This window comes from Marinobacter vulgaris, assembly GCF_003344045.1.
In the GTDB taxonomy this organism is placed as follows: domain Bacteria; phylum Pseudomonadota; class Gammaproteobacteria; order Pseudomonadales; family Oleiphilaceae; genus Marinobacter; species Marinobacter vulgaris.
Map to the genome: position 1 here is coordinate 590,978 of NZ_QFWX01000001.1, position 22,110 is coordinate 613,087.

Consider the following 22,110-nt stretch of genomic DNA (forward strand, 5'->3'; position numbering starts at 1 on the left):
GTTTTTAAACCGGAGTGTACCTCCTTCAGGATAGCTGACTGTCCCTGATTACCCCGATAGGCAATCCCCCATCATAGTCTTTGACCCTTTACAGGGCAAAACATGAAACTGAAAGTTGGCTTTTGGTGGGTGGTGTTATGCAGCCTTTCATTGGAGATGACAGCGACAGTGATAATCTGGCCTCGCTGGCAGTGGTTCTTCCGCTGGCGGTCGTAGGCTTCGTTATCGCTGCAGGTTGCTGGACCCTGTTTGCCGTGGCGGGCACGCATGTTCGGAATGCACTGGGGCTGGGCAGCCTGGAGTTTGGTCTGTTATTGGCAGTGCCCATGGCGGCTGGAGCCTTACTGGCGGTGCCTGCCGGAATTGCGGCGCAAAAGGTCGGGGCACGGCGGGTCATGATTGCCTGTCTGCTTGGCCTTGCCACCTGCATGGCATTGCTGCTGACGGTGGAAACCTGGGCCGGTTACCTGCTGGTTGCCGCTGGCCTGGGTCTGGCGGGCGGATTCTACAGTGCTGGCCTGCAGTTCGTGACCTGCCATACGCCCTCCCGGCATATGGGGCTGGTGTTGGGAATTTTTGGCGCGGGAGTGACGGGGGCCGGTTTCAATTACTACCTGGTTCCGCTCATTGTGCAGGCATTCTCATGGCGGGGGGTGCCGCTTGCCTATCTGGTGGTTATTTTACTGGTGACCGCCCTGCTGGCATTGCTGACCGACGATTCCGACGCCCGTGGCGATCCTGACGTTGAAACCGGGGCTCTGCAATTACTGAAGCGCCTCGCAGACGCGCGGGTGTGCCGAATGTACCTTTACTTTGGGGTGGTGGCCGGGGGCTTTTTTTCCCTGGCGTTATGGCTGCCGGATTTCATGTCCTCCCGTTTCCTTCTGACCATGGAGTCAGGCGCTCGACTGGCATTGTGGTTTGTGGTCCCTGGCGCGCTGGCCCAGATTATGGGGGGCGGGCTGTCAGATCGCTATGGGGCCGGCCGCGTGGTGGTGCGTTCGCTGGCGGCCTGCCTTGCCACCCTGTTTGTGCTGTCCTACCCGCCGATGACGATATCAGTCCGTGGCGTGGAGTCAGTGATTGAGCTGGAGCTGGCCCTGCCACTCGCTCTGGAAGGGTTTTTCATTGTGCTACTGGGCGTGGCTCTGGGCTCTGCCATGGGTGGCCTTCAGCGCATGATCATCGCAGAAAACCGGGGTGCTGCTGCCTTCGTGGCCGGTATGTTGCTGTTCAGTGCCTGCCTGGTTGCCTTCCTGCTGCCAGTGCTGTTTGGTGCAATCATTCACTGGATTGGTCTGGGTACGGCCATGTTCATGATTCTTTTTGTGCTGCTGGCCTGCACGCTGCTCTTATTTGCCTCTGACTACCGTCGCGATGAGCGTCAGGCATTGTTATACAGGGGTGTATAGCGCCTCTACCACCCAGGTGGTAGAAGCCGGTTATGTGGTAGTAACCACGCAGATTTCAGGGTTTCTCTCGCTCACAATGGTCTCAAATCGGAGCTGCATCAGAACAGCGATCCGGCAGACGGGCAGATGGAGAGAGAGACCATGAGTCATTTGATCGATAAACTGAGCTACTTCAGGAAAAAGCGCGAGCCGTTCGCAAACGGCCACGGCGAAACCCACGACGTCAGCCGCGAGTGGGAAGACAGCTACCGCCAGCGCTGGCAGCACGACAAGATTGTGCGCTCCACCCACGGCGTAAACTGCACCGGCTCCTGCAGCTGGAAAATCTACGTCAAGAACGGCCTGGTTACCTGGGAAACCCAGCAGACCGACTATCCCCGCACCCGTCCGGATCTGCCCAACCACGAGCCCCGCGGCTGTCCCCGTGGTGCCAGCTATTCCTGGTACATGTACAGCGCCAACCGCCTGAAGTATCCGCTGATGCGCAAGCATCTGATGAGGCTCTGGCGGGCCGCCAAAGCGGAACACGGCGACCCGGTAGACGCCTGGGCCTCTATCGTGGAAGACCCGAAGAAAACGGCGGAATACAAGCCTCGCCGTGGTATGGGTGGTTTTGTGCGGTCCGACTGGGACGAAGTCAACGAGCTGATTGCTGCCTCCAACGTTTATACCGCCAAAAAATATGGCCCGGACCGCATCATCGGCTTCTCGCCGATTCCCGCCATGTCCATGGTGTCCTACGCCGCCGGTAGCCGTTACCTGTCCATGATCGGTGGCGTCTGCATGAGCTTCTACGACTGGTACTGCGACCTGCCGCCGGCCTCCCCGCAAACCTGGGGCGAGCAGACCGACGTGCCCGAGTCCGCGGACTGGTACAACTCCGGCTACATCATCGCCTGGGGTTCCAACGTACCCCAGACCCGTACCCCGGACGCTCACTTCTTTACCGAAGTACGTTACAAGGGCACCAAGACGGTTGCCATTACCCCGGACTACGCGGAAGTGTCCAAGCTGTCTGACGAGTGGATGAACCCGAAGCAGGGCACCGATGCCGCACTGGGTATGGCCATGGGCCACGTGATTCTGAAAGAATTCCACATCGACAAGCCCAGCGCGTATTTTACCGACTACGTTCGGCGCTATACCGATATGCCCTACCTGGTCATGCTGGATCAGCGTGAGGACGGCCGCTACGTGCCGGGCCGCTTCCTGCGTGCCAGTGACCTGGTGGATGGCCTCGGGGAAGAGAACAACCCCGAATGGAAAACCATTGCCATCGATGAAAAAACCAATCAGCTGACCGCGCCGAACGGCTCTATCGGTTACCGCTGGGGTCAGAAAGGCAAGTGGAACCTGAAGCAGACCGCTGGCAGCGCCGACGTGGAATTGCAGCTTTCCATGGTCGAGAAACACGATGACGTGGTGGATGTGGCGTTCCCGTACTTTGGCGGTATCGAGCATGACCATTTCAAGAGCGTGGAGATCTCCGACACCCTGACCCACAAGCTGGGCAGTCGCACAGTGCAACTGGCCGACGGCAGCGAAGGCCGCGTCGTCACTGTGTTCGACCTGATGGTGGCGAACTATGGCATCAGCCGCGGCCTGGGCGACGATGACGGCGCCACTTCCTATGACGAAGTGAAGCCCTACACCCCGGCCTGGCAGGAAAAGATCACCGGTGTTCCCGCCCACAAGGTGATCCGCATTGCCCGCGAGTTCGCCGACAACGCGGACAAGACCAGGGGTCGTTCCATGGTCATCGTGGGTGCCGGTATGAACCACTGGTACCACATGGACATGAACTATCGTGGCCTGATCAACATGCTGATCATGTGTGGTTGTATCGGCCAGAGCGGTGGCGGCTGGGCACACTACGTTGGCCAGGAAAAACTGCGCCCGCAGACCGGCTGGCAGCCGCTGGCGTTCGGTCTGGACTGGCAGCGCCCGCCGCGCCACATGAACTCTACGTCCTTCTTCTATGCCCACTCCGGCCAGTGGCGCTACGAGAAACTGGGTGTGGACGAAATCCTGTCGCCGCTGGCGGATAAGTCCAAATTCAGTGGCAGCCTGATTGATTACAACGTCCGCGCCGAGCGCATGGGCTGGCTGCCTTCCGCGCCACAGCTGAATCGCAACCCGCTGGGTATCGCAGCTGAAGCCGAGAAAGCCGGCATGGAAGTGGCCGATTACGTGGCCCAGTCCATGAAGGACGGCTCCCTGGCTTTTGCCAGCGAGGATCCGGAAGCAAAGCAGAACTGCCCGCGCAACCTGTTCGTCTGGCGTTCCAACCTGCTGGGCTCATCCGGCAAGGGTCACGAGTACATGTTGAAGTACCTGCTGGGGACCAAGAGCGGTCTGCAGGGCAAGGATCTTGGCCACGAAGGCGGTGTCAAGCCGACAGAAGTGAAATGGCATGAGGAGGCGCCGGAAGGCAAGCTCGATCTGCTGGTGACCCTGGACTTCCGCATGTCCACCACCTGCCTGTATTCCGACGTTGTTCTGCCGACTGCCACCTGGTACGAGAAGAACGACCTGAATACCTCGGACATGCACCCGTTCATTCATCCGCTGACCGCTGCCACCGATCCCGCCTGGGAAGCCCGCAGCGACTGGGAAATCTACAAGGGTATTGCCAAGGCTTTCTCCAAGGCGACCGAAGGTCACCTGGGTGTCGAGAAAGACGTGGTCACCCTGCCGCTGCTGCATGACGCACCGGCCGAGCTTGGCCAGCCTTTTGATGTGAAGGACTGGAAGCGCGGCGAGTGCGAGCTGATCCCGGGCAAGACTGCGCCCCACTTCATCACCGTGGAGCGGGACTACCCGAACACCTACGCCCGCTTTACCTCCCTTGGGCCGATGCTGGATGAGCTCGGTAACGGCGGCAAGGGCATCAACTGGGATACCAAGAAGGAAATCAACTTCCTGAAGGAGCTGAACTATACCCACCTGGACGGGGCCAATGCCGGTCGGCCAAAGATTGAATCTGCCATTGATGCGGCAGAAGTGATCCTGACCCTGGCGCCGGAAACCAACGGACAGGTTGCAGTGAAAGCCTGGGCGGCGCTGTCAGAAAAAACTGGTCTGGACCACACCCACCTGGCGAAAAACAAGGAAGATGAAAAAATCCGCTTCCGGGACATCGTGGCCCAGCCACGCAAGATCATCTCAAGCCCGACCTGGTCTGGCCTGGAAGACGAGCATGTGTCCTACAACGCGGGTTACACCAACGTTCATGAACTGATTCCCTGGCGTACCCTGACCGGTCGCCAGCAGTTCTACCAGGATCATGAGTGGATGCGCGCCTTCGGTGAGAGCCTGCTGGTCTACCGTCCGCCGATCAATACCAAGGCGATGGCACCCATGCTTGGCAAAAAGCCGAACGGAAATCCCGAGAAGGCGCTTAACTTCCTGACTCCGCACCAGAAATGGGGCATCCACAGCACCTACAGTGACAACCTGCTGATGCTGACTCTGTCCCGCGGTGGACCCATCGTCTGGCTGAGTGAAGACGATGCCAAAGAAATCGGCGTGGAAGACAACGACTGGATCGAGGTGTTCAACGCCAACGGTGCCATTGCAGCCCGGGCGGTGGTCAGCCAGCGGGTCATGCCGGGCATGGTGATGATGTACCACGCTCAGGAGCGGGTCGTGAACATTCCCGGCTCCGAGATCACCGGTACTCGTGGCGGTATCCATAACTCGGTCACACGGGTCTGTCCGAAACCGACCCACATGATCGGTGGCTACGCCCAGTACTCCTACGGGTTCAACTACTACGGCACCGTAGGCTCCAACCGCGATGAATTCGTGGTGGTGCGCAAGATGCACAACATCGACTGGCTCGATGGCGAAGGTAACGACACTGTTCAGGAGGCTGTAAAATGAAAATCCGTTCCCAAGTCGGCATGGTACTGAACCTGGACAAGTGCATCGGTTGCCACACCTGTTCAGTTACCTGCAAAAACGTATGGACCAGCCGTGAAGGCATGGAATACGCCTGGTTCAACAACGTCGAGACCAAGCCCGGTATCGGCTACCCGAAAGAGTGGGAGAACCAGGACAAATGGAAGGGCGGCTGGATGCGTGACAGCTCCGGCAAGATCCGTCCCAAGATCGGTGGCCGCTTCCGGATCCTGGCGAACATTTTCGCCAACCCGGATCTGCCGCAGATAGACGACTACTACGAGCCGTTTGATTTCGATTACCAGCACCTGCATACCGCCGGTGACAGCAAGCACCAGCCGGTGGCGAGGCCACGGTCGCTGATCTCCGGCCAGCGAATGGAGAAAATCGAATGGGGCCCGAACTGGGAAGAAATTCTCGGTACCGAGTTCGCCAAGCGCCGCAAGGACAAGAACTTCGACCAGGTCCAGGCGGATATCTACGGCCAGTTCGAAAATACATTCATGATGTATCTGCCGCGGCTTTGCGAGCACTGCCTGAATCCCACCTGTGTGGCCAGCTGCCCCAGCGGCGCTATCTACAAGCGGGAAGAAGACGGCATCGTCCTGATCGACCAGGACAAGTGCCGTGGCTGGCGGATGTGTGTCTCCGGCTGCCCGTACAAGAAGATCTACTTCAACTGGAAAACCGGCAAGTCCGAGAAGTGCATCTTCTGCTACCCGCGGATTGAAGCCGGTATGCCGACCGTCTGCTCCGAGACCTGTGTCGGCCGCATCCGCTACCTGGGTGTGCTGCTATACGATGCCGACCGCATTGAAGAAGTGGCCAGCACCCCGGGCGAGCACGAGCTGTACGAGAAGCAACTGGAAATCTTCCTGGACCCGAACGATCCCAAGGTGATTGAGCAGGCGAAGAAAGACGGCATCCCGATGAACGTCATCGAAGCTGCCCAGCGCAGCCCGGTCTACAAAATGGCGGTGGACTGGAAGCTGGCCCTGCCGCTGCATCCGGAATACCGCACCCTGCCCATGGTCTGGTACGTGCCGCCCCTGAGCCCGATCCAGTCTGCTGCGGAAGCCGGAAAGGTCGAGTTTGACGGCATATTGCCCAAGATCGAAAGCCTGCGGATTCCGGTCAAGTACCTGGCCAACCTGCTGACGGCGGGTGATGAGAAGCCGATTGTGCTGGCACTCAAGCGGATCATGGCTATGCGACTGTACAAGCGGGCCGAAACCGTGGAAGGCCGCGAAGACCTGCGGGCGCTGCAGGAAGTCGGCCTGACCAAGGCCCAGGCCGATGAGATGTACCGCTACCTGGCGATTGCGGACTATGAGGACCGGTTCGTGATTCCCACCAGCCATCGCGAGCTGGCGAAGGAAGCCTTCCCTGACGCCCACGGCGAGCGCGGCGGCTGCGGATTCAGCTTCGGCGACGGCTGCAACGGCGACAGCGAGTTCAACATGTTCGGCGGTCGTAAGCAGACCACCAGCATGGTGCAGAAACTGTCTACCGTGAAGCAGGTTGACCCGAAACAGCTACAGAAATAAGGAGGCCGAGATGCAAGTTTTAAAAGTAATAGCACGGGTGCTTGAGTACCCCACCCAAGAGCTCCAGGCCTCCAAAGACGCGCTGGTAGCAGCTGTCCTCGAAGACGCCCGGTTGCCAAGGCAGAACAAGGAACAGCTGCTGCGATGTGTCGATCTGGTGTGCGACGGTGATCTGCTGGACATGCAGGAAAACTACGTGGGCACCTTCGACAAGGGCAGGGCAACGTCCCTGCTGTTGTTCGAACATGTGCACGGCGAGTCCCGGGACCGTGGTCAGGCGATGGTGGATCTGATGGAGCAGTATCGCGCCAACGGCCTGGAGATCGATGCCAAGGAACTGCCGGATTATCTGCCGCTGTTCCTGGAGTATCTCTCCACACGGCCCTGGGAAGAGATCAAGAACTGGCTGGAAGATATCCACCATATTCTCGGACTTCTGGGAGAGAGACTTTACCAGCGAGAGAGTCTCTACCACGTGCTGATGGATTCGCTGCTGGTGCTGTCTGGCCGTGAGGCCAATCGCCAGGAGCTGGCACAGATCGTCGCCGCGGAAGAGCGCGACGATACGCCGGAGGCGCTGGACAAGGTGTGGGAAGAGGAAATGGTGAAGTTTGTGGACGATCAGGGAAGTTCCTGCAGTACGGGGGGCGTTGTTGGCCAGCGCCGCCGCGAACTGGAGCAGACTCAGACCATCCATCTCGCCGATCAGCTGATGACGGATGCTATGCCCCGTCAGGCAGGAGGCGCCTGAGGGCGCAGGAGGAAACTGAAATGATGTCCTATCTGAATACACTGTTTTTCGGGGTTTACCCGTACATCGCCCTGGCCGTGCTGGTTTTCGGTACCTGGGCCCGATACGACCAGGGCCAGTTCACCTGGAAGGCTCACTCCAGCCAGATGCTGCGCAAGAAAAACATGGTCCTGGCCAGTGTGCTGTTCCATGTGGGTGTGCTGGTGATCTTCTTTGGTCATCTGGTAGGTCTGCTGACGCCCCACGCGCTCTATGAGCCGTTCATGACACCGGGCACCAAACAGATCCTGGCGATTGTGGTTGGCGGTATTGCCGGAGTCATGGCCATCATCGGTGGCGGCATGCTGGCCTGGCGCCGGCTGACCGACCCCCGCATCAAGGCCAGCAGCACCTTTGCGGACAACATGATCATCATCATCCTGGTCATCCAGCTGGTGCTGGGCATGCTCACCATCCTGCCCACCATGGGTCATCTGGATGGCAGCACCATGCTCAAGTTCTCCGCGTGGGCCCAGGGCATCGTCACCCTTCAGGGCGGCGTGGCAGGCTACATCGCTGATGTGCACTGGATCTACAAGACCCATATCTTCCTGGGCCTGACCATCTTTGTACTGTTCCCGTTTACCCGCCTGGTGCACATGCTCAGCGTGCCGGTGGAGTATTTCGGACGGAAGTACCAGGTGGTGCGCAAGCGCGCTTGATGCAACTGAAAACGGGGTCAGATGAAAGCTTCATCTGACCCCATGTTCACTGAGGTTATCACTATGCAACTCATACCCGTCGGCGAAGCCGAAAAACCCAGAAACCAGTTCCCGCCGGTCTACGTGGGCGACATCCTGATAGAGGAAGACGACATCGCCCGGGAAATGCAGCACCACCGGGCCGAAGAAGTCGCCGAAGCCTGGCACGAAGCCGCCAAAAGCCTCGTCATCCGCGAACTCCTCCTGCAACAGGCCAGCCGCCTGAACCTGGAAGAGATTGCCGACGAAGAAGACCGCATTGCCCGTGTACTGGAACTGGAACTCAACGTCCCCGACCCCGGCGAGCAGGACTGTGAACGCTTCTACGCCGCCAACCCCGGTCGCTTCCGCAGCCCCACCCTGATGGCCGTCAGCCATATCCTCCTCGCTGCGGCCCCGGACGACGTCCAGGAGCGCATGCGCCAGGAAGAGGCAGGCAGACAGCTCATGTCCTCACTGCTCGACGGCCGTGCCCAGTTTGCGGAGCTTGCCAAGCAGTACTCCGCCTGCGAATCCCGCCACCAGGGCGGCAGTCTGGGCCAGATCAGCAGGGGCCAGACCGTCGAAGAATTCGAACGCCCGGTGTTGTCCCTCCAGGAAGGCCTCAACCCGGAACTGATCGAAACCCGCTACGGCTGGCACATCGTAAGAGTCGACCAACGCATCGACGGCGAACAGCTGCCCTATGAGCATGTGAAACCCCAGATACGGCAGTATCTGAGCGAAAGCGTCACCAGACGGGCGTTCCGTCAGTACCTTCAGGTTCTGGCAGCGGAAACCGGTGTTGAGGGAGTCGACATGGAAATACCCGACTCACCACTGATGCAGTAAGCGGGGCGACAACGGTAACGTTCGGAGGGCGGTAGCCCCCTTCTTCCCAAAACTGTGCGGAGCCATGGGTGAAGAGCGAATAGCTCTTCACGGGCTGGCCACGGATGGCCTGCCCAGGACCCTCAGCGCGACGCAGGAGCGATAAGCGCTGAGGGGCGAAGCTCAAGCGTCACAGGGACGTGCCGCAAGGAGCGTGTTTTTGGAAAGAGGCTCCCCGCCAGGCTATGCACCAAAGCCCTTCTTTGAGGCAAATCAATTACTCAGAAATAGCCCCTCAACTACCCCCATAGAGGGAGCGATTTTCCCCTCAAGCCCCATTACTATAAAACCAGATATGAAATGCATTATTAATGCAGGGGCAGACACCATGGCACTGATACAAACCGCCGAAACGCGCTACAGCAAACCGGTACTGGTTGCCGTCAACAAACTCATAAACGAAGACGACCAGCTGGCCCCCATGCGCCAACATGCACTCTTCTCATCGCTGAGCGACGACGACCTCACCGCACTGTTGCGACAATCCAGACGCCTGCGCCTGGGTCATCACCAGTTGCTCTACCGCCAGGACATGCCCGCTCACCACTTCTTCTTCGTGGTATCCGGTCGGCTCCGCCTTTACCGCCTCGACGCCTCCGGCATAGACCGCACACTGGACAGCATTGCTCCCGGTGACTGCTTCGCCGAGGTCATGATCTATGCAGATCCGGCCCGGTACGCCTGTTACGCCGAAGCACTGAAATCCAGCGAAGTGCTGATGATACCCGTCAAGGTTTACCAGGAACTGCTGGAAAGGAAGCCCGAATACACTCAGGCAGCACTTCGCCATTATGCCAGGCGCGCCGTGGCGCGCTTCCATGACCTGGAAATCATGACCGTCCAGAGTGCCCGTGACCGTCTGATCCGTTACCTGATCGACCTGTTGCCAAGCGGAGCGGAACAGGGTGGCGAAGTGGAATTGCCATTGCCGAAATGCCTGGTTGCGTCACGGCTTGCCATGCAGCCGGAAACCTTCTCAAGGATTCTGGCAGACCTGAAATCGAATGGCCTCGTCCGCGTTAACCGCAGCCGGGTGTTCATTTCCGACCCCGCGCGGCTGATTCAGATCAGCCAGTAATTAGTCAAAGCAGGAACCCCTGATGATCTCTAGCTATACCGATTTGCTCAAAGCTGCGGATGCTGAACCCGAGCCCCAGCGACTGTTGTTTGTATTCTGCCGCGCCGAGCTGCCGGACGATGCGTCAGAAGCCGAGAGGGCAGGATTTGCCAACGGCGAGGGTGGCGCCCTGACACCCGTGGTGTGTGTCGACAAAGCGCCCGAGGAAGTCAGTAACTTTGAGGCGCTGGTGGATGAGTCCCGCCAGACCGGGCAGGCCTGGGATGTGGTGTTCGTCGCTGCCATGTCCGGCCGTGGCGGGACGGCACCGTCGTCTGATGAGGCGCAGCAGCCCCTCACCATGATGGTGGAGTCCATCCGCCTGGGCCACGTAGGAAATTATTTGCCGCTGGACAGTAAAGGCCAGGCAGTCGCCCTGGGGTAACCCGGTTAGAAGGGTATTTGAAGTTTTTGTTGTATTGGTCCCCGGGGGTGTCGTGAATTTTATAAAGCATGCTGTCATATCAATTCTGGGAGTGGTTGGCCTTGGCCTGATGCCAGTGGCAACTGCAATAGCGGCAGCTCCCGAGGAATACGAACCCCTCGCGGCGCGTCAGGTAATCCAGAAGGCCTTCCCCTCTGTCGATGACATATCTCCGCGGGAGGACAACCGCGCAATCCAGGAACTCCGCCGTGGCGAGGAGCTTCTGGGTTACGCCTATCAGACTCTTGACTTCGTGCAGACGCCTGCCTATTCCGGCAAACCCCTGAATGCCATGGTCGTGCTTGATACCGAGGGCGAGATCCAGGGCGCGCGGGTGATACACCACGATGAGCCGATCCTGCTGATCGGCATCCCCGAAATCAAGATGCATGAATTCACCGACCAGTACGTCGGCCTCAAGGCAGACCAGAGAGTCACGGTGGGCGGCAAGTCCTCGGAACGCCGCATTGCCGTGGACGGCCTCTCCGGCGCCACGGTCACGGTAATGGTGATCAACGAAGTCATCATGAAAACCGCTCACCGGATCGGTGCCGAGCTGGGCCTGGTTGAAGGCGGAAAGGACTCACGACCACCAGTGGCGGAAGTCCACACCGATGAGTTCACGGAAAAAAGCTGGGGAGAACTGACCGGTGATGGCTCTATCCGTCGTCTACTTGTGACCCGGGGGCAGGTAGACGATGCCTTCGAGGGAACCGGGGCAGAAGGTATTGACGAGGCCGCTCCCGACGAGCGCGATGAGGCGCTGATCGATCTCTACACCGGTTATCTGAACGTACCCACCATCGGCAGGAACCTGCTTGGTGAAGACCAGTACCAGTGGCTGATGTCGGAGCTGCAGGAGGGCGAGCACGCCATTGCAGTGATGGCGAGCGGGGAATACTCCTTCAAGGGTTCTGGCTACGTGCGCGGCGGTATTTTCGATCGCGTCCAGGTTCGCCAGTTTGGCGACACCTTCAACTTCCGGGATCTGGACTTCTATCGCCTGAGTGACGTTTATGCCGAGGGTATGCCGGATTTCTCCGAAATGGCGATCTTCATCATCCGGCAGCAGTACAATTTCGACCCGGGCACGCCCTGGTCGCTGGAGCTGTCCGTCAAGCGCCAGACCGGCCCACTGGACAGCGAGTTCGCCGTATTCCCGCTGGAATATCAGCTGCCGGACCAATACTACACCCGGCCAGAAGTGGAGCTGAGCGAGGAAGATTGGCTGGAAACCCAGCCCCTGTGGGTGCAGGTGTGGTATCAGCGCCAGTTCCAGGTCATTGTTCTGGGCATTGGTATTGGCGTTCTCATGTTCATCCTGTTTTTCCAGGACTGGCTGGTCAAAAAGCCGAAAGTAACCCGCTGGATACGCCACGCCTTTCTGACCTATACCCTGTTCTTCATTGGCTGGTATGCCCTGGGGCAGCTGTCCATTGTCAATGTACTGACATTCGTCAATAGCCTGATCAGCGGCTTCCAGTGGGAAACCTTCCTTGTCGATCCGGTGATATTCATTCTCTGGGCAACGGTCGCCGGCATTGTTCTGCTGTGGGGGCGGGCTGTCTACTGTGGCTGGCTCTGCCCGTTCGGAGCACTGCAGGAGCTGGTAAACGAAATTGCCCGCAAGCTGAAAGTGCCACAGTACACGGTGCCTTTTGCTATCCATGAACGCCTCTGGGCCATCAAGTACATCGTTCTGCTGGTGCTGTTTGGTGTATCCCTGGATTCGCTCGCAACCGCCGAGAAGATGGCCGAAATCGAGCCGTTCAAGACGGCCATCACCCTGCGCTTTGACCGCAGCTGGCCGTTCGTTACCTATGCCGTGCTGCTGATCGTGGTGAATCTGTTCACCCGCAAGGTCTTCTGTCGCTACATGTGCCCTCTGGGCGCGGCGCTGGCGTTACCCACCAAGTTGAGGGTTTTTGACTGGCTGAAGCGTCGTAAAGAGTGCGGAAACCCCTGCCGGCTGTGCGACCACGAATGCGAGGTACAGGCCATCCATCCGGACGGCACCATCAATTACCAGGAGTGCCACTACTGCCTGGATTGCCAGATGACCTACTTCGATGACAAGAAATGCCCACCGCTGATTGTTAAACGCCGCGGTAAGCGCCGTGGCCATAACGCACCGGGCCATCCGGAGCAGATACCGGTTACCCAGGTGACATAAGAAAAGCAGGAAGAAGAAACGCAATACCGCCATGACCAACAACGGAGTTGGATGCTATGAAAAAGAAAGAAGAGCTAGGTAACAATGCACCGGAAGAGAGCGGACTGAGCCGCCGTAAATTCCTGGGTGCAACCGCAATTGCCGGTGCCGTGGGCGCTACCGGCCTGGGTGGCGCCGTGATGACCCGGGAGTCCTGGGCTGCCGCTGTCAAGGACGCCCAGAACAAGGTTCACGTTGCCCCGGGCGAACTGGACGAATATTACGGTTTCTGGAGCGGCGGCCACCAGGGAGAGGTTCGTGTTCTTGGTGTGCCGTCCATGCGTGAGCTGATGCGCATCCCTGTGTTCAACGTGGATTCGGCCACCGGCTGGGGTATCACCAATGAAAGCAAGGAGATCCTTGGCGGCGATCGGCAGTACCTGAATGGTGACTGTCACCACCCTCATATTTCCATGGAAGACGGGCGTTACGACGGCAAGTATCTGTTCATCAACGACAAGGCCAACAGCCGTATTGCCCGTATCCGCCTGGATATCATGAAGACGGACAAGATTACGCACATCCCGAACGTGCAGGCGATTCACGGTCTGCGGCTGCAGAAAGTGCCTCGCACCAAATATGTCTTCTGTAACGCGGAATTTGTCATTCCACACCCGAATGACGGCAGCGATTTCAGTCTGAAAAACAGCTACACCATGTTCAGCGCTGTTGATGCGGACACCATGGAAGTGGCGTGGCAGGTGATTGTGGACGGCAACCTGGATAATACCGATGCTGACTACACTGGCAAGTACGTTGCTTCCACCTGCTACAACTCGGAGAAAGCGGCGGAGCTGGCGGGCACAATGCGCAACGATCGCGACTGGGTCGTGGTGTTTAACGTTGAACGTATTGAAGCCGCCATCAAGGCAGGCAACTTCAAGACCATCGGTGATTCCGAGGTGCCTGTAGTGGACGGGCGTAGTGAATCCGAACTCACCCGTTACATTCCGGTTGCCAAGAACCCTCACGGCCTGAACACCTCTCCGGACGGCAAATACTTCATTGCCAACGGTAAGCTGTCGCCGACCTGTTCCGTTATCCAGATCGACAAGCTGGATGATCTGTTCGACAACAGGATTGAACTGCGCGAAACCATTGTTGCCGAGCCGGAGCTGGGCCTCGGACCGCTGCACACCACCTATGACGGTCGTGGCAACGCCTATACCACGCTGTTTATCGACAGCCAGGTGGTCAAGTGGAACGTCGCCGATGCCATCAGGCATTACAACGGTGAAGATGTTAATTACATCCGTCAGAAGCTCGACGTTCATTACCAGCCCGGCCACAACCATGCGTCGCTGACCGAATCCCGGGATGCCGATGGCAAATGGCTGGTGGTTCTGTCGAAGTTCTCCAAGGACCGTTTCCTGCCGGTAGGGCCGCTGCATCCCGAAAATGATCAGCTGATCGATATTTCCGGTGAGGAGATGAAGCTGGTTCATGACGGCCCCGCGTTCGCGGAACCGCACGACTGTATCCTGATTCGTCGTGACCAGATCAAGACCAAGAAGATCTACACCCGGGACGATCCCTTCTTTGCCAGCGCAAGGGCTCAGGCCGAGAAGGACGGCATCACACTGGAAGCTGCCAATGAGATGGTCCGTGACGGCAACAAGGTCCGGGTCTACATGACCTCGGTGGCGCCCCAGTTCGGCACTACGGAGTTCAAGGTCAAGGAAGGTGATGAGGTTACGGTGTATGTGACCAACCTGGATTCCATTGAGGATGTGTCTCACGGGTTTGTGATGGTGAATCACGGTGTGAGCATGGAGATCAGTCCGCAGCAGACGTCTTCAGTGACCTTTACCGCGGGTAAGCCGGGGGTTTACTGGTACTACTGCAGTTGGTTCTGTCATGCGTTGCACATGGAGATGGGTGGTCGCATGTTGGTGGAGAAGGCCTGACCTTCTGTTGGCTGATCCTGGGTTGAGGCTCCTTCGGGAGCTTCAGCCTGGGAGAAGCAAACCAAGAGGAGACTGCTTTCCAAAACACGCTCAAGCCCGTCCATGGGGCGCTTGAGCTCCGCCATCCATGGCTCCGCACAGTTTTGGAAAGCAGTCTCCTCTTGGCTTGCCGTGCCTAGGTTGCTGGCCTCTAAATGTTTACCCTCAGAGAGAAGCTGATGTACCTAATTCTGCGTTATGGGGTGGCCCTGACAGTCGCCTTGTTATCGCCTACCGCTCACGCGGGCCTGCAGGAACAGCTGGATGCACTGGAGCCCGGTGCTGTCTTTGAGCTGCCGCCCGAGCAACTTTCGTCGCTGGATTTGCGGGTGCCCGGTGTCACGGTGTCGTGTCATGCCGATACGGTCATCGATGGCGGGGGTGAGGGTAACGCGGTGGATATCCTGGCGGAGGGGGTGACGTTTTCCGGTTGTGATGTGCGCAACTGGGGGGGGGATCTGAACGAGCTGGATGCCGGGGTTTTTGTGGCCCGCGAAGCCCGGGGCGCGGTGATCGAGAACAATCGTCTGAGCGGTCCGGCGTTCGGGATCTGGTTGGATGCCACTAAGGATGTGACGGTTCGTAATAATCATCTGCGTGGAGATCCCGGCATACGGTCACAGGATCGGGGTAACGGAATTCATATGTTCAACACCACCGGAGCGCTCATTGAAGGCAATGACATCAGTCAGACCCGGGACGGTATCTATATCGAGACGGCGAACAATAACGAGCTCCGCGGCAACCTGATTACGGATCTGCGTTATGGCATTCACTATATGTACTCGATGCACAATCTGCTGGAAGGCAACGTCACCCGGGGGACACGGACCGGATATGCCTTGATGCAGAGCAAGTATCTGAAGGTGTTTAACAACCGCTCCGAGAACGATGAGAACTACGGCATTCTGATGAACTTCATCACCAACTCGGAACTGCGGGGCAATGTGGTGACCGGCGTTTCCCAGGGCGAGACGGGGGGTGTTTCGATTTCCGGGGCTGAGGGTAAGGCGGTGTTTATCTACAACTCGCTCTACAACACCTTTGAGGGCAATGTGTTCCGCGACAGCAATATTGGTATTCATCTGACAGCGGGTTCGGAAGAGAACGAAGTGTTCAGCAATGCCTTTGTGAATAACCAGCGCCAGGTGAAGTATGTGGCGACCCGCACCCAGGAATGGTCGAAGGAGGGGCGGGGCAATTACTGGAGTGACTATCTGGGTTGGGATCGCAATCAGGATGGCATTGGCGATGTGGCCTATGAGCCCAATGACAATGTCGACCGGCTGCTGTGGACCTACCCGGAAGCCAAGGTGCTGATGTTCAGCCCCGCCGTGGATACCCTGCGCTGGGTGCAGGACGCGTTTCCCGTGATCAAAGCCGCTGGTGTCAGCGATTCCCACCCGCTGATGAGTCAGCCCGAATCCATACAGCCGGAGTCCTGATGAGCTGTTTCCGTCTTGAAAATGTGAGTTACCGGTACGACAAGGCCCTGGTTCTGAACGGCGTTGACCTGCGTCTGGAGCCCGGTGAGATTCTCGGGCTGTTTGGCCACAATGGCGCCGGCAAGACTACCAGCATCAAGCTGATCCTGGGATTGATGACACCGACCCAGGGCAGGGTATCGGTGCTCGGCGGTGAGGCGGGTGATCCCCATGTCAGCCAGCACATCGGCTACCTGCCGGAGAATGTGATGTTTTACCCGCAGCTGACCGGGCGGGAGATTCTCAATCACTTTGCCCGGCTCAAAGGGGCGCCCCTGAAGCGGGTTCCGCAGTTGCTGGAGCAGGTGGGCCTTGGCGATGCCATGAATGCACGGGTGAAAACTTACTCCAAGGGCATGCGTCAGCGTCTGGGGCTGGCCCAGGCACTTCTTGGCACGCCAAAACTGCTGATGCTGGACGAGCCCACGGTGGGGCTGGACCCGGTGGCAACCGCGGATCTGTACCGGTTGCTGCGCAGGCTGCGGGACGAAGGCACAGGCATTGTGCTGTGTTCCCACGTGCTGCCGGGTGTAGAGCCCTATATCGACCGGGCTGCAATTCTTACCGATGGCGCCGTGAAGGCTGTGGGCGACCTGGCTTCCCTGCGCCGGCAGGCCAACATGCCGGTCACCCTGTCCATCGAACCGGCCAACGGTACCCCTGCGCTTGAAAAAGCCATTGCCGGTGCCTCAGCAGGTAACGGCCTGATGATCAAGAAAGATAACGGACGCCTGCAGGTGGACGTTCGCCCGTCGGAGAAAATGGCGTTGATCCAGTCGCTGATGAGTTCCGGAGAGGTTCAGGACCTTGGTATTTACCAGCCCACTCTGGAGGATGTCTACGTTCACTTTATCGGCGCCGGTGGCCTGGCACACCGGGGAGGTGCCCAATGAACAGCATCTGGACCATCGCCCGCAAGGAACTCAGCGACAGCCTGCGCAACCGGTGGCTGATTGCCATCGCTTTGGTATTCGCGGTACTGGCACTGGGCATCGCCTGGTTTGGCGCGGCAGCCTCGGGGCAGGTGGGTTATGCTTCCACCCCCGCCACCATCGCCAGCCTGGCCAGCCTGGGTATTTTCCTGATCCCTCTGATCGCACTGCTACTGGCCTATGACGCCATTGTGGGAGAAGAAGAGGGCGGCACTTTGCTCCTGCTGATGACCTATCCCCTCAGCCGCGGGCAGTTGCTGTTCGGCAAATTCCTCGGCCATGGCCTGACGTTGGCCTTTGCCACGCTGCTCGGTTTCGGCGTCGCCGGCATCGCCATTGCCCTGCTGGTGGATGAGGTAGCTGTTGGCGCCCTGGCCGCCGCCATGTTCCGGTTTATTGTTTCCACCATCCTGCTGGGCTGGGGCTTTATTGCGCTGGCCTACATGATCAGCGTGCGCGTCAGCGAAAAGCCCGTAGCCGCCGGCATGGCGCTGGGCATCTGGTTCTTCTTCGTGCTGGTCTTCGATCTGATGCTGCTGGGCATTCTGGTTGCCAGTGAAGGCAAACTCAGCCCCGAACTGCTGCCCTGGCTGCTGATGCTCAACCCCACCGACATTTACCGTCTGCTCAACATCGTTGCTTTCGGTGAGGGCGCCCAGCTAAGCGGCGTATTGAGCCTTGGTGCAGACCTGCCCATTGGTGCCAACGGGCTGTGGTTTGCCCTGGTGCTCTGGTTTGTTATCCCCCTTGCCGGCGCCTGGGCCCTGTTCCGTAACCGCCGAATCTGACACGGAGATATTCATGCGTACAGTTAATTTTAAAGCGTTAACAACAGCGGTGATGTTTGCCGTGTTCCTGGTCGGCTGCTCCGAAACCGAAGAGCAGGTCACCGAAAAGCCCGACCCGGTCCATATTGAATCCGGCGATGAGTGTCACGTCTGCGGCATGGCCATCACCCGCTTCCCGGGCCCGAAAGGCGAAGCCATAACCGCCAGAGAACAGCAGGTACACAAGTTCTGCTCGACCCGCGACATGTTCGCCTGGGTACTACAGCCCGAAAACGCCAAGCGGGATCACACCCTCTACGTCCACGACATGGCCCAGACCGACTGGGAACGCCCGGACGACACCGCCCTGATAGACGCCCGGGAGGCTTTCTTTGTGGTGGGGTCTGAGCGCACCGGAGCCATGGGGCCAACTCTGGCCTCGTTCGCATCAGAAAACTCAGCGGTAGAATTCGCCAATGAATTTGGCGGAGAAGTTGTTGAGTTCAAAGATGTGACAATGGACCATCTGACCCAGGACATGTCATACCAAAACATGGAAATGGGTAGTATGGGTAGTCACAACGGCAGTCACTAGATTCGCATAAGCCCGGAAGTGGGTGGGCCCTCCGGGATCGTCAAAAACAGGGATGTTTTTGTCGAGCGTACATGGACGTATTCACAGCGTATCCCGGAGGGCCCACCCACTTCCGGGCGTTTACTCCGAGCCAGGAGTTCCAGGCGTTAACTCTTCAGCCGCCAGTCATATTCATAAACCGAAGAATCTCGACATCCCCGTTGGTGGAAAAGTGATGCTTCTCCGGCTTCAGGTCCATGGCGTTGATAATGGTTTCCCGGAGCTTGTCGTCTGTTACCGGGTTACCCCGCAGAACCCGGCGAAGATCCACCGAATGCTCGTTGCCCAGGCAAAGCAGCAGCCGGCCCTCGACGGTAACGCGCACCCGGTTACAGGTAGAGCAGAAATTGTGGGAGTGGGGGGAAATGAAGCCAACCTTGGTAGGGCTGTCCGGCATCCGGTAGTAGCGTGCGGGGCCGCCGGAATCCTCGGTTGCAGGCACCAGTTCGTGGTGCCGGCGGATGATATCCCGCACTTCTTCACTGGTACACAGCGCCAGGCCCCGGTCGTGCTCGGAAATCTCGCCCAAGGGCATTTCCTCGATGAAGCTGATATCAACCTGCTTCTTGCGGGCGAACTCAATCAGCTCCGGGATTTCCTCATCGTTGCGACCCTTCATGACCACGGTGTTGAGCTTGATGCCCCGGAAACCAGCATCGCGGGCGGCATCGATACCATCCAGCACCTGACTGAGTTTGCCGGTGCGGGTGATGTTGTGAAATTTTTCAGCATCCAGGGAATCGAGGCTGATGTTCAGCCGGTGCATTCCAGCCTTGCGCAGTGGTTCGGCCATGGTGGTCAACTGGCTGCCGTTGGTGGTCATGGCGAAGTCACGCAACCCATAGCTGCCGATTTCGTTGACCAGCTCCAGGATGTCCTTCCGCACCAGTGGCTCGCCCCCCGTAAGGCGGATCTTTTCAGTGCCAAGATCCACGAAGTTACGGGCAACCCGGGCAATTTCCTCCAGGGTCAGAACCTGTTGCCGTGGAAGGAAGGTCATATCCTCGGCCATACAGTACACACAGCGGAAATCGCAGCGGTCAGTTACGGACAGGCGCACATAGTTGACGGTGCGGCCGAATCGGTCTGTCAGCTTGGCGTTGGGCATTGGGAGCGTTCCTGTCCGTTGTTGTATAAGCTTTTAGTTTATAGCGTAGCTCAATTATGGCAAATCAGCCCGTCGAATCCGATACCCCAGCGGGAGTATTCCCTTTCCGGCGCCAGTCCAGGGTGACTTGGCGGTATGTATTTTCCCGTTGATATTCTTAGCAGTTCCCAATATATTAAAGATGTATTACTAATATGTTTTAAATGAGGAAGAGGGAATGGAAAAGCTGCTCGGGTTCGCAAATGGTGCTCTGCTTGCTTCCACGATCGGGCTTCTGGCCACAATTCTTCTCGCCTATCCGTATGCGAGTGTCTTGCCCATGGCCGGGCAGATTGTCGCTCATATCGGAACGCTGATATTTGCTACCGGAATCAAGATTTCTTACGTCACCAGGCTGGTGTCGCTGAAGCAACTGGGAAGACCCGTACACTGATTACAGGTAGAATAGCGACATAAGTTACGGTCGTTGCCGAGAGAAGATGCCAATGAATTCTTTGTCCGGAAGAACCGGTTTCAGGGTCCTTGCGTATACAAGTATCGCATTGGCTGCTATCGGTGTTGTCTTGCCATTGTTGCCAACGACACCGTTTGTTCTGCTGGCGGCCTGGGCCGCAAGCAAAGGCTCCCCGGCCTTTGCTGTCTGGTTGGAAAATCACCGGACTTTTGGCCCGGCCATACAGAACTGGCGCCACAGGCGTGCGATTCCGATCAAGGGAAAACGGTTTGCGTGCCTGATGTTGTGTGTAAGTTGGTCAGTATTGTTTTTCGGCGGTGCGGCACCGGTGGTGCTGGTAGCAACAGGTCTGATGTTTATCGGCCTCACCTGTTATCTCTTAACGCGTGCCTCGTGCTAACGATGCATCTGAAGTATTGGAGTTGATGAATGCATATCACCCGTTACACCGATTATTCCCTGCGTGTTCTGATCTACCTGGCGGTGCAGGGTGACGAGCTGGCAACCATCCAGGAAATTGCAGACAGCTACGATATCTCCAAGAACCACCTGATGAAAGTGGTTCACCAGCTCAACAAAAAGGGCTACATCGAGACTGTCAGGGGTAAAAAGGGTGGCATGAGACTGCATATGGCGCCTACTGATATCAACGTTGGTATTTTGGTGCGGGAAACCGAGCAGGATCTCAATATTGTCGAGTGCTTGTCTTCAAAGAATGCCTGCCGTATCACGCCGGTGTGTGGTTTGAAGTCCATGTTTGGCGAAGCGCTTACGGCTTTCCTCGAAACCCTGGACAAATACACCCTGGCGGATGTGATCCAGGATCAGCACCGGCCACAGCTGCTCAGACTGCTACAGATTGCCTGAAAGGAAATCCGTCGCCGCTTCCAACCGAACGAGACCGGCCAGAAGGCCAATGTTTGCAAGCATGGAAGTGAATCCGGTTGTTGTTCGGGGGAGCAGGGGTCACATGACCCCTTCGGCATTTCTGTACGCCTGCTATTCCCGGAAACTGGCGTCGATGCGGTCCAGCTTGCGCAGTAGCCCCGGCCAGGCCAGTTTACCGCCCAGGCCCTTGGTGACCTGGTCGGCCTGTTGTCTGATGGTGTCGACGATGCCGGCGGGGATAGGCGTCAGTGGACGATTGCCGGATAGCGCACGGATCTGGATCTGACAGGACGTCTGCAGGATATACATGGCCAGGAAGGCATCAGGAATACTGCTTCCGGTGGTCAGCAGGCCGTGATTGCGCAGAATCATGAAATTGGCGTTGCCCAGATCCTTCTGCAAGCGTGCCTTCTCGTCTTCGCGCAGCGCAACACCTTCGTAGTCGTGGTACGACAGGCTGGCCAGTGCGAACAGGCTTTGCTGAGACAGTGGCAACAGACCTTCCTGCTGGGCCGAGACGGCGATACCGTCAGCGGTGTGCAGGTGCATTACACAGGCGGCATCGTCCCTTACTGAATGAATGGCGCTGTGGATGGTAAAGCCGGCGGGGTTGATGTCGAAGTCGTCGGGGTTGATCTTGTTGGCGTCCTGGTCGACTCGCACCAGGCTGGAGGCTGTGATTTCCTCGAACATCATGCCATAGGGGTTAATAAGGAAATGGTGCTCGTCACCGGGTATGCGCGCGGAAATATGGGTAAAGACAAGGTCGTCCCAGCCATGGAGCGCAACCAGTCTGTAGGCCGCTGCAAGATCAACCCGAAGCTGCCACTCTTCCTTGCTGACCTGATTCTTTTTTGACGGAATGGAAAGCGGTTCTGACATAGCGTGGCTCTCTCACCAGGTGTTCTTGTTGTAGTAATG

The 22,110-nt window shown here is 58.0% G+C and carries 19 protein-coding genes; 17 read left to right on the forward strand and 2 right to left on the reverse strand.

Annotated elements, in window-relative coordinates; translation table 11 throughout:
• Positions 1 to 137 precede the first annotated feature (137 nt).
• The 14 genes from DIT71_RS02765 (at position 138) to DIT71_RS02830 (ending at position 18,700) form a co-directional block, all read left to right on the forward strand.
• The gene (locus tag DIT71_RS02765) at positions 138 to 1,412 is read left to right on the forward strand and encodes an MFS transporter (protein ID WP_114611662.1); all 1,275 of its coding nucleotides are present in this window, start codon (positions 138 to 140) and stop codon (positions 1,410 to 1,412) included.
• Positions 1,413 to 1,553: 141 nt separating this feature from the next.
• Positions 1,554 to 5,297: a nitrate reductase subunit alpha gene (locus tag DIT71_RS02770; RefSeq protein WP_114611663.1), complete on the forward strand. Its 3,744-nt coding sequence runs from the start codon at positions 1,554 to 1,556 to the stop codon at positions 5,295 to 5,297.
• On the forward strand, positions 5,294 to 6,862 hold the full coding sequence (gene narH, locus DIT71_RS02775; protein WP_114611664.1) for a nitrate reductase subunit beta: 1,569 nt from the start codon (positions 5,294 to 5,296) through the stop codon (positions 6,860 to 6,862). Before DIT71_RS02770 ends, narH begins: the two co-directional genes overlap by 4 nt.
• A gap of 10 nt (positions 6,863 to 6,872) precedes the next feature.
• On the forward strand, positions 6,873 to 7,613 hold the full coding sequence (gene narJ, locus DIT71_RS02780) for a nitrate reductase molybdenum cofactor assembly chaperone (RefSeq protein WP_114611665.1): 741 nt from the start codon (positions 6,873 to 6,875) through the stop codon (positions 7,611 to 7,613).
• A 23-nt stretch (positions 7,614 to 7,636) separates the two neighbouring features.
• Complete coding sequence (gene narI / locus DIT71_RS02785; RefSeq protein WP_114611790.1) at positions 7,637 to 8,314, forward strand: respiratory nitrate reductase subunit gamma; 678 nt, start codon at positions 7,637 to 7,639, stop codon at positions 8,312 to 8,314.
• A 63-nt stretch (positions 8,315 to 8,377) separates the two neighbouring features.
• On the forward strand, positions 8,378 to 9,184 hold the full coding sequence (locus tag DIT71_RS02790; protein WP_114611791.1) for a peptidylprolyl isomerase: 807 nt from the start codon (positions 8,378 to 8,380) through the stop codon (positions 9,182 to 9,184).
• Positions 9,185 to 9,551: 367 nt separating this feature from the next.
• Positions 9,552 to 10,301: a Crp/Fnr family transcriptional regulator gene (locus tag DIT71_RS02795; RefSeq protein ID WP_114611666.1), complete on the forward strand. Its 750-nt coding sequence runs from the start codon at positions 9,552 to 9,554 to the stop codon at positions 10,299 to 10,301.
• A gap of 22 nt (positions 10,302 to 10,323) precedes the next feature.
• Positions 10,324 to 10,725, forward strand: a complete 402-nt coding sequence (locus tag DIT71_RS02800) for a ribonucleotide reductase subunit alpha (protein WP_114611667.1) — start codon at positions 10,324 to 10,326, stop codon at positions 10,723 to 10,725.
• A 109-nt stretch (positions 10,726 to 10,834) separates the two neighbouring features.
• The gene (nosR, locus tag DIT71_RS02805) at positions 10,835 to 12,937 is read left to right on the forward strand and encodes a transcriptional regulator NosR (RefSeq protein WP_114611792.1); all 2,103 of its coding nucleotides are present in this window, start codon (positions 10,835 to 10,837) and stop codon (positions 12,935 to 12,937) included.
• Between the two features lie 56 nt (positions 12,938 to 12,993).
• Positions 12,994 to 14,883: a TAT-dependent nitrous-oxide reductase gene (gene nosZ / locus DIT71_RS02810; RefSeq protein WP_114611668.1), complete on the forward strand. Its 1,890-nt coding sequence runs from the start codon at positions 12,994 to 12,996 to the stop codon at positions 14,881 to 14,883.
• 218 nt (positions 14,884 to 15,101) lie between these two features.
• A complete protein-coding gene (locus DIT71_RS02815) occupies positions 15,102 to 16,367 on the forward strand; it encodes a nitrous oxide reductase family maturation protein NosD (RefSeq protein WP_114611793.1) in 1,266 nt (421 codons plus the stop codon).
• Positions 16,367 to 17,299 carry an ABC transporter ATP-binding protein gene (locus DIT71_RS02820; RefSeq protein WP_114611669.1) on the forward strand — a complete coding sequence of 311 codons (933 nt, stop codon included), beginning with the start codon at positions 16,367 to 16,369 and terminating at the stop codon, positions 17,297 to 17,299. The genes DIT71_RS02815 and DIT71_RS02820 overlap by 1 nt, the downstream gene beginning before the upstream one ends.
• Entirely contained in the window at positions 17,296 to 18,126 is an 831-nt protein-coding gene (locus DIT71_RS02825) for an ABC transporter permease (RefSeq protein WP_114611670.1), read from the forward strand. The genes DIT71_RS02820 and DIT71_RS02825 overlap by 4 nt, the downstream gene beginning before the upstream one ends.
• 13 nt (positions 18,127 to 18,139) lie before the next feature.
• Positions 18,140 to 18,700: a nitrous oxide reductase accessory protein NosL gene (locus DIT71_RS02830; RefSeq protein ID WP_114611671.1), complete on the forward strand. Its 561-nt coding sequence runs from the start codon at positions 18,140 to 18,142 to the stop codon at positions 18,698 to 18,700.
• Positions 18,701 to 18,854: 154 nt separating this feature from the next.
• Here the strand turns inward: DIT71_RS02830 and moaA are convergent, their stop codons facing one another.
• Positions 18,855 to 19,847 carry a GTP 3',8-cyclase MoaA gene (gene moaA / locus DIT71_RS02835; protein ID WP_114611672.1) on the reverse strand — a complete coding sequence of 331 codons (993 nt, stop codon included), beginning with the start codon at positions 19,845 to 19,847 and terminating at the stop codon, positions 18,855 to 18,857.
• A 217-nt stretch (positions 19,848 to 20,064) separates the two neighbouring features.
• Between moaA and DIT71_RS02840 the strand changes: the two genes are divergently transcribed.
• Genes DIT71_RS02840 through DIT71_RS02850 form a run of 3 tightly spaced genes read left to right on the forward strand, consistent with a single transcriptional unit; the run spans position 20,065 to position 21,168 of the window.
• Positions 20,065 to 20,280, forward strand: a complete 216-nt coding sequence (locus tag DIT71_RS02840; RefSeq protein ID WP_114611673.1) for a hypothetical protein — start codon at positions 20,065 to 20,067, stop codon at positions 20,278 to 20,280.
• 52 nt (positions 20,281 to 20,332) lie between these two features.
• Entirely contained in the window at positions 20,333 to 20,701 is a 369-nt protein-coding gene (locus DIT71_RS02845) for a YbaN family protein (RefSeq protein ID WP_114611674.1), read from the forward strand.
• Between the two features lie 29 nt (positions 20,702 to 20,730).
• On the forward strand, positions 20,731 to 21,168 hold the full coding sequence (locus tag DIT71_RS02850) for an RrF2 family transcriptional regulator (protein WP_114611675.1): 438 nt from the start codon (positions 20,731 to 20,733) through the stop codon (positions 21,166 to 21,168).
• Between the two features lie 132 nt (positions 21,169 to 21,300).
• Here DIT71_RS02850 and DIT71_RS02855 read toward each other — a convergent pair whose 3' ends face one another.
• Positions 21,301 to 22,071 (reverse strand): class II aldolase/adducin family protein, encoded by a 771-nt coding sequence (locus DIT71_RS02855; protein WP_114611676.1) that lies wholly within the window; start codon positions 22,069 to 22,071, stop codon positions 21,301 to 21,303.
• Between the last annotated feature and the right edge of the window lie 39 nt (positions 22,072 to 22,110).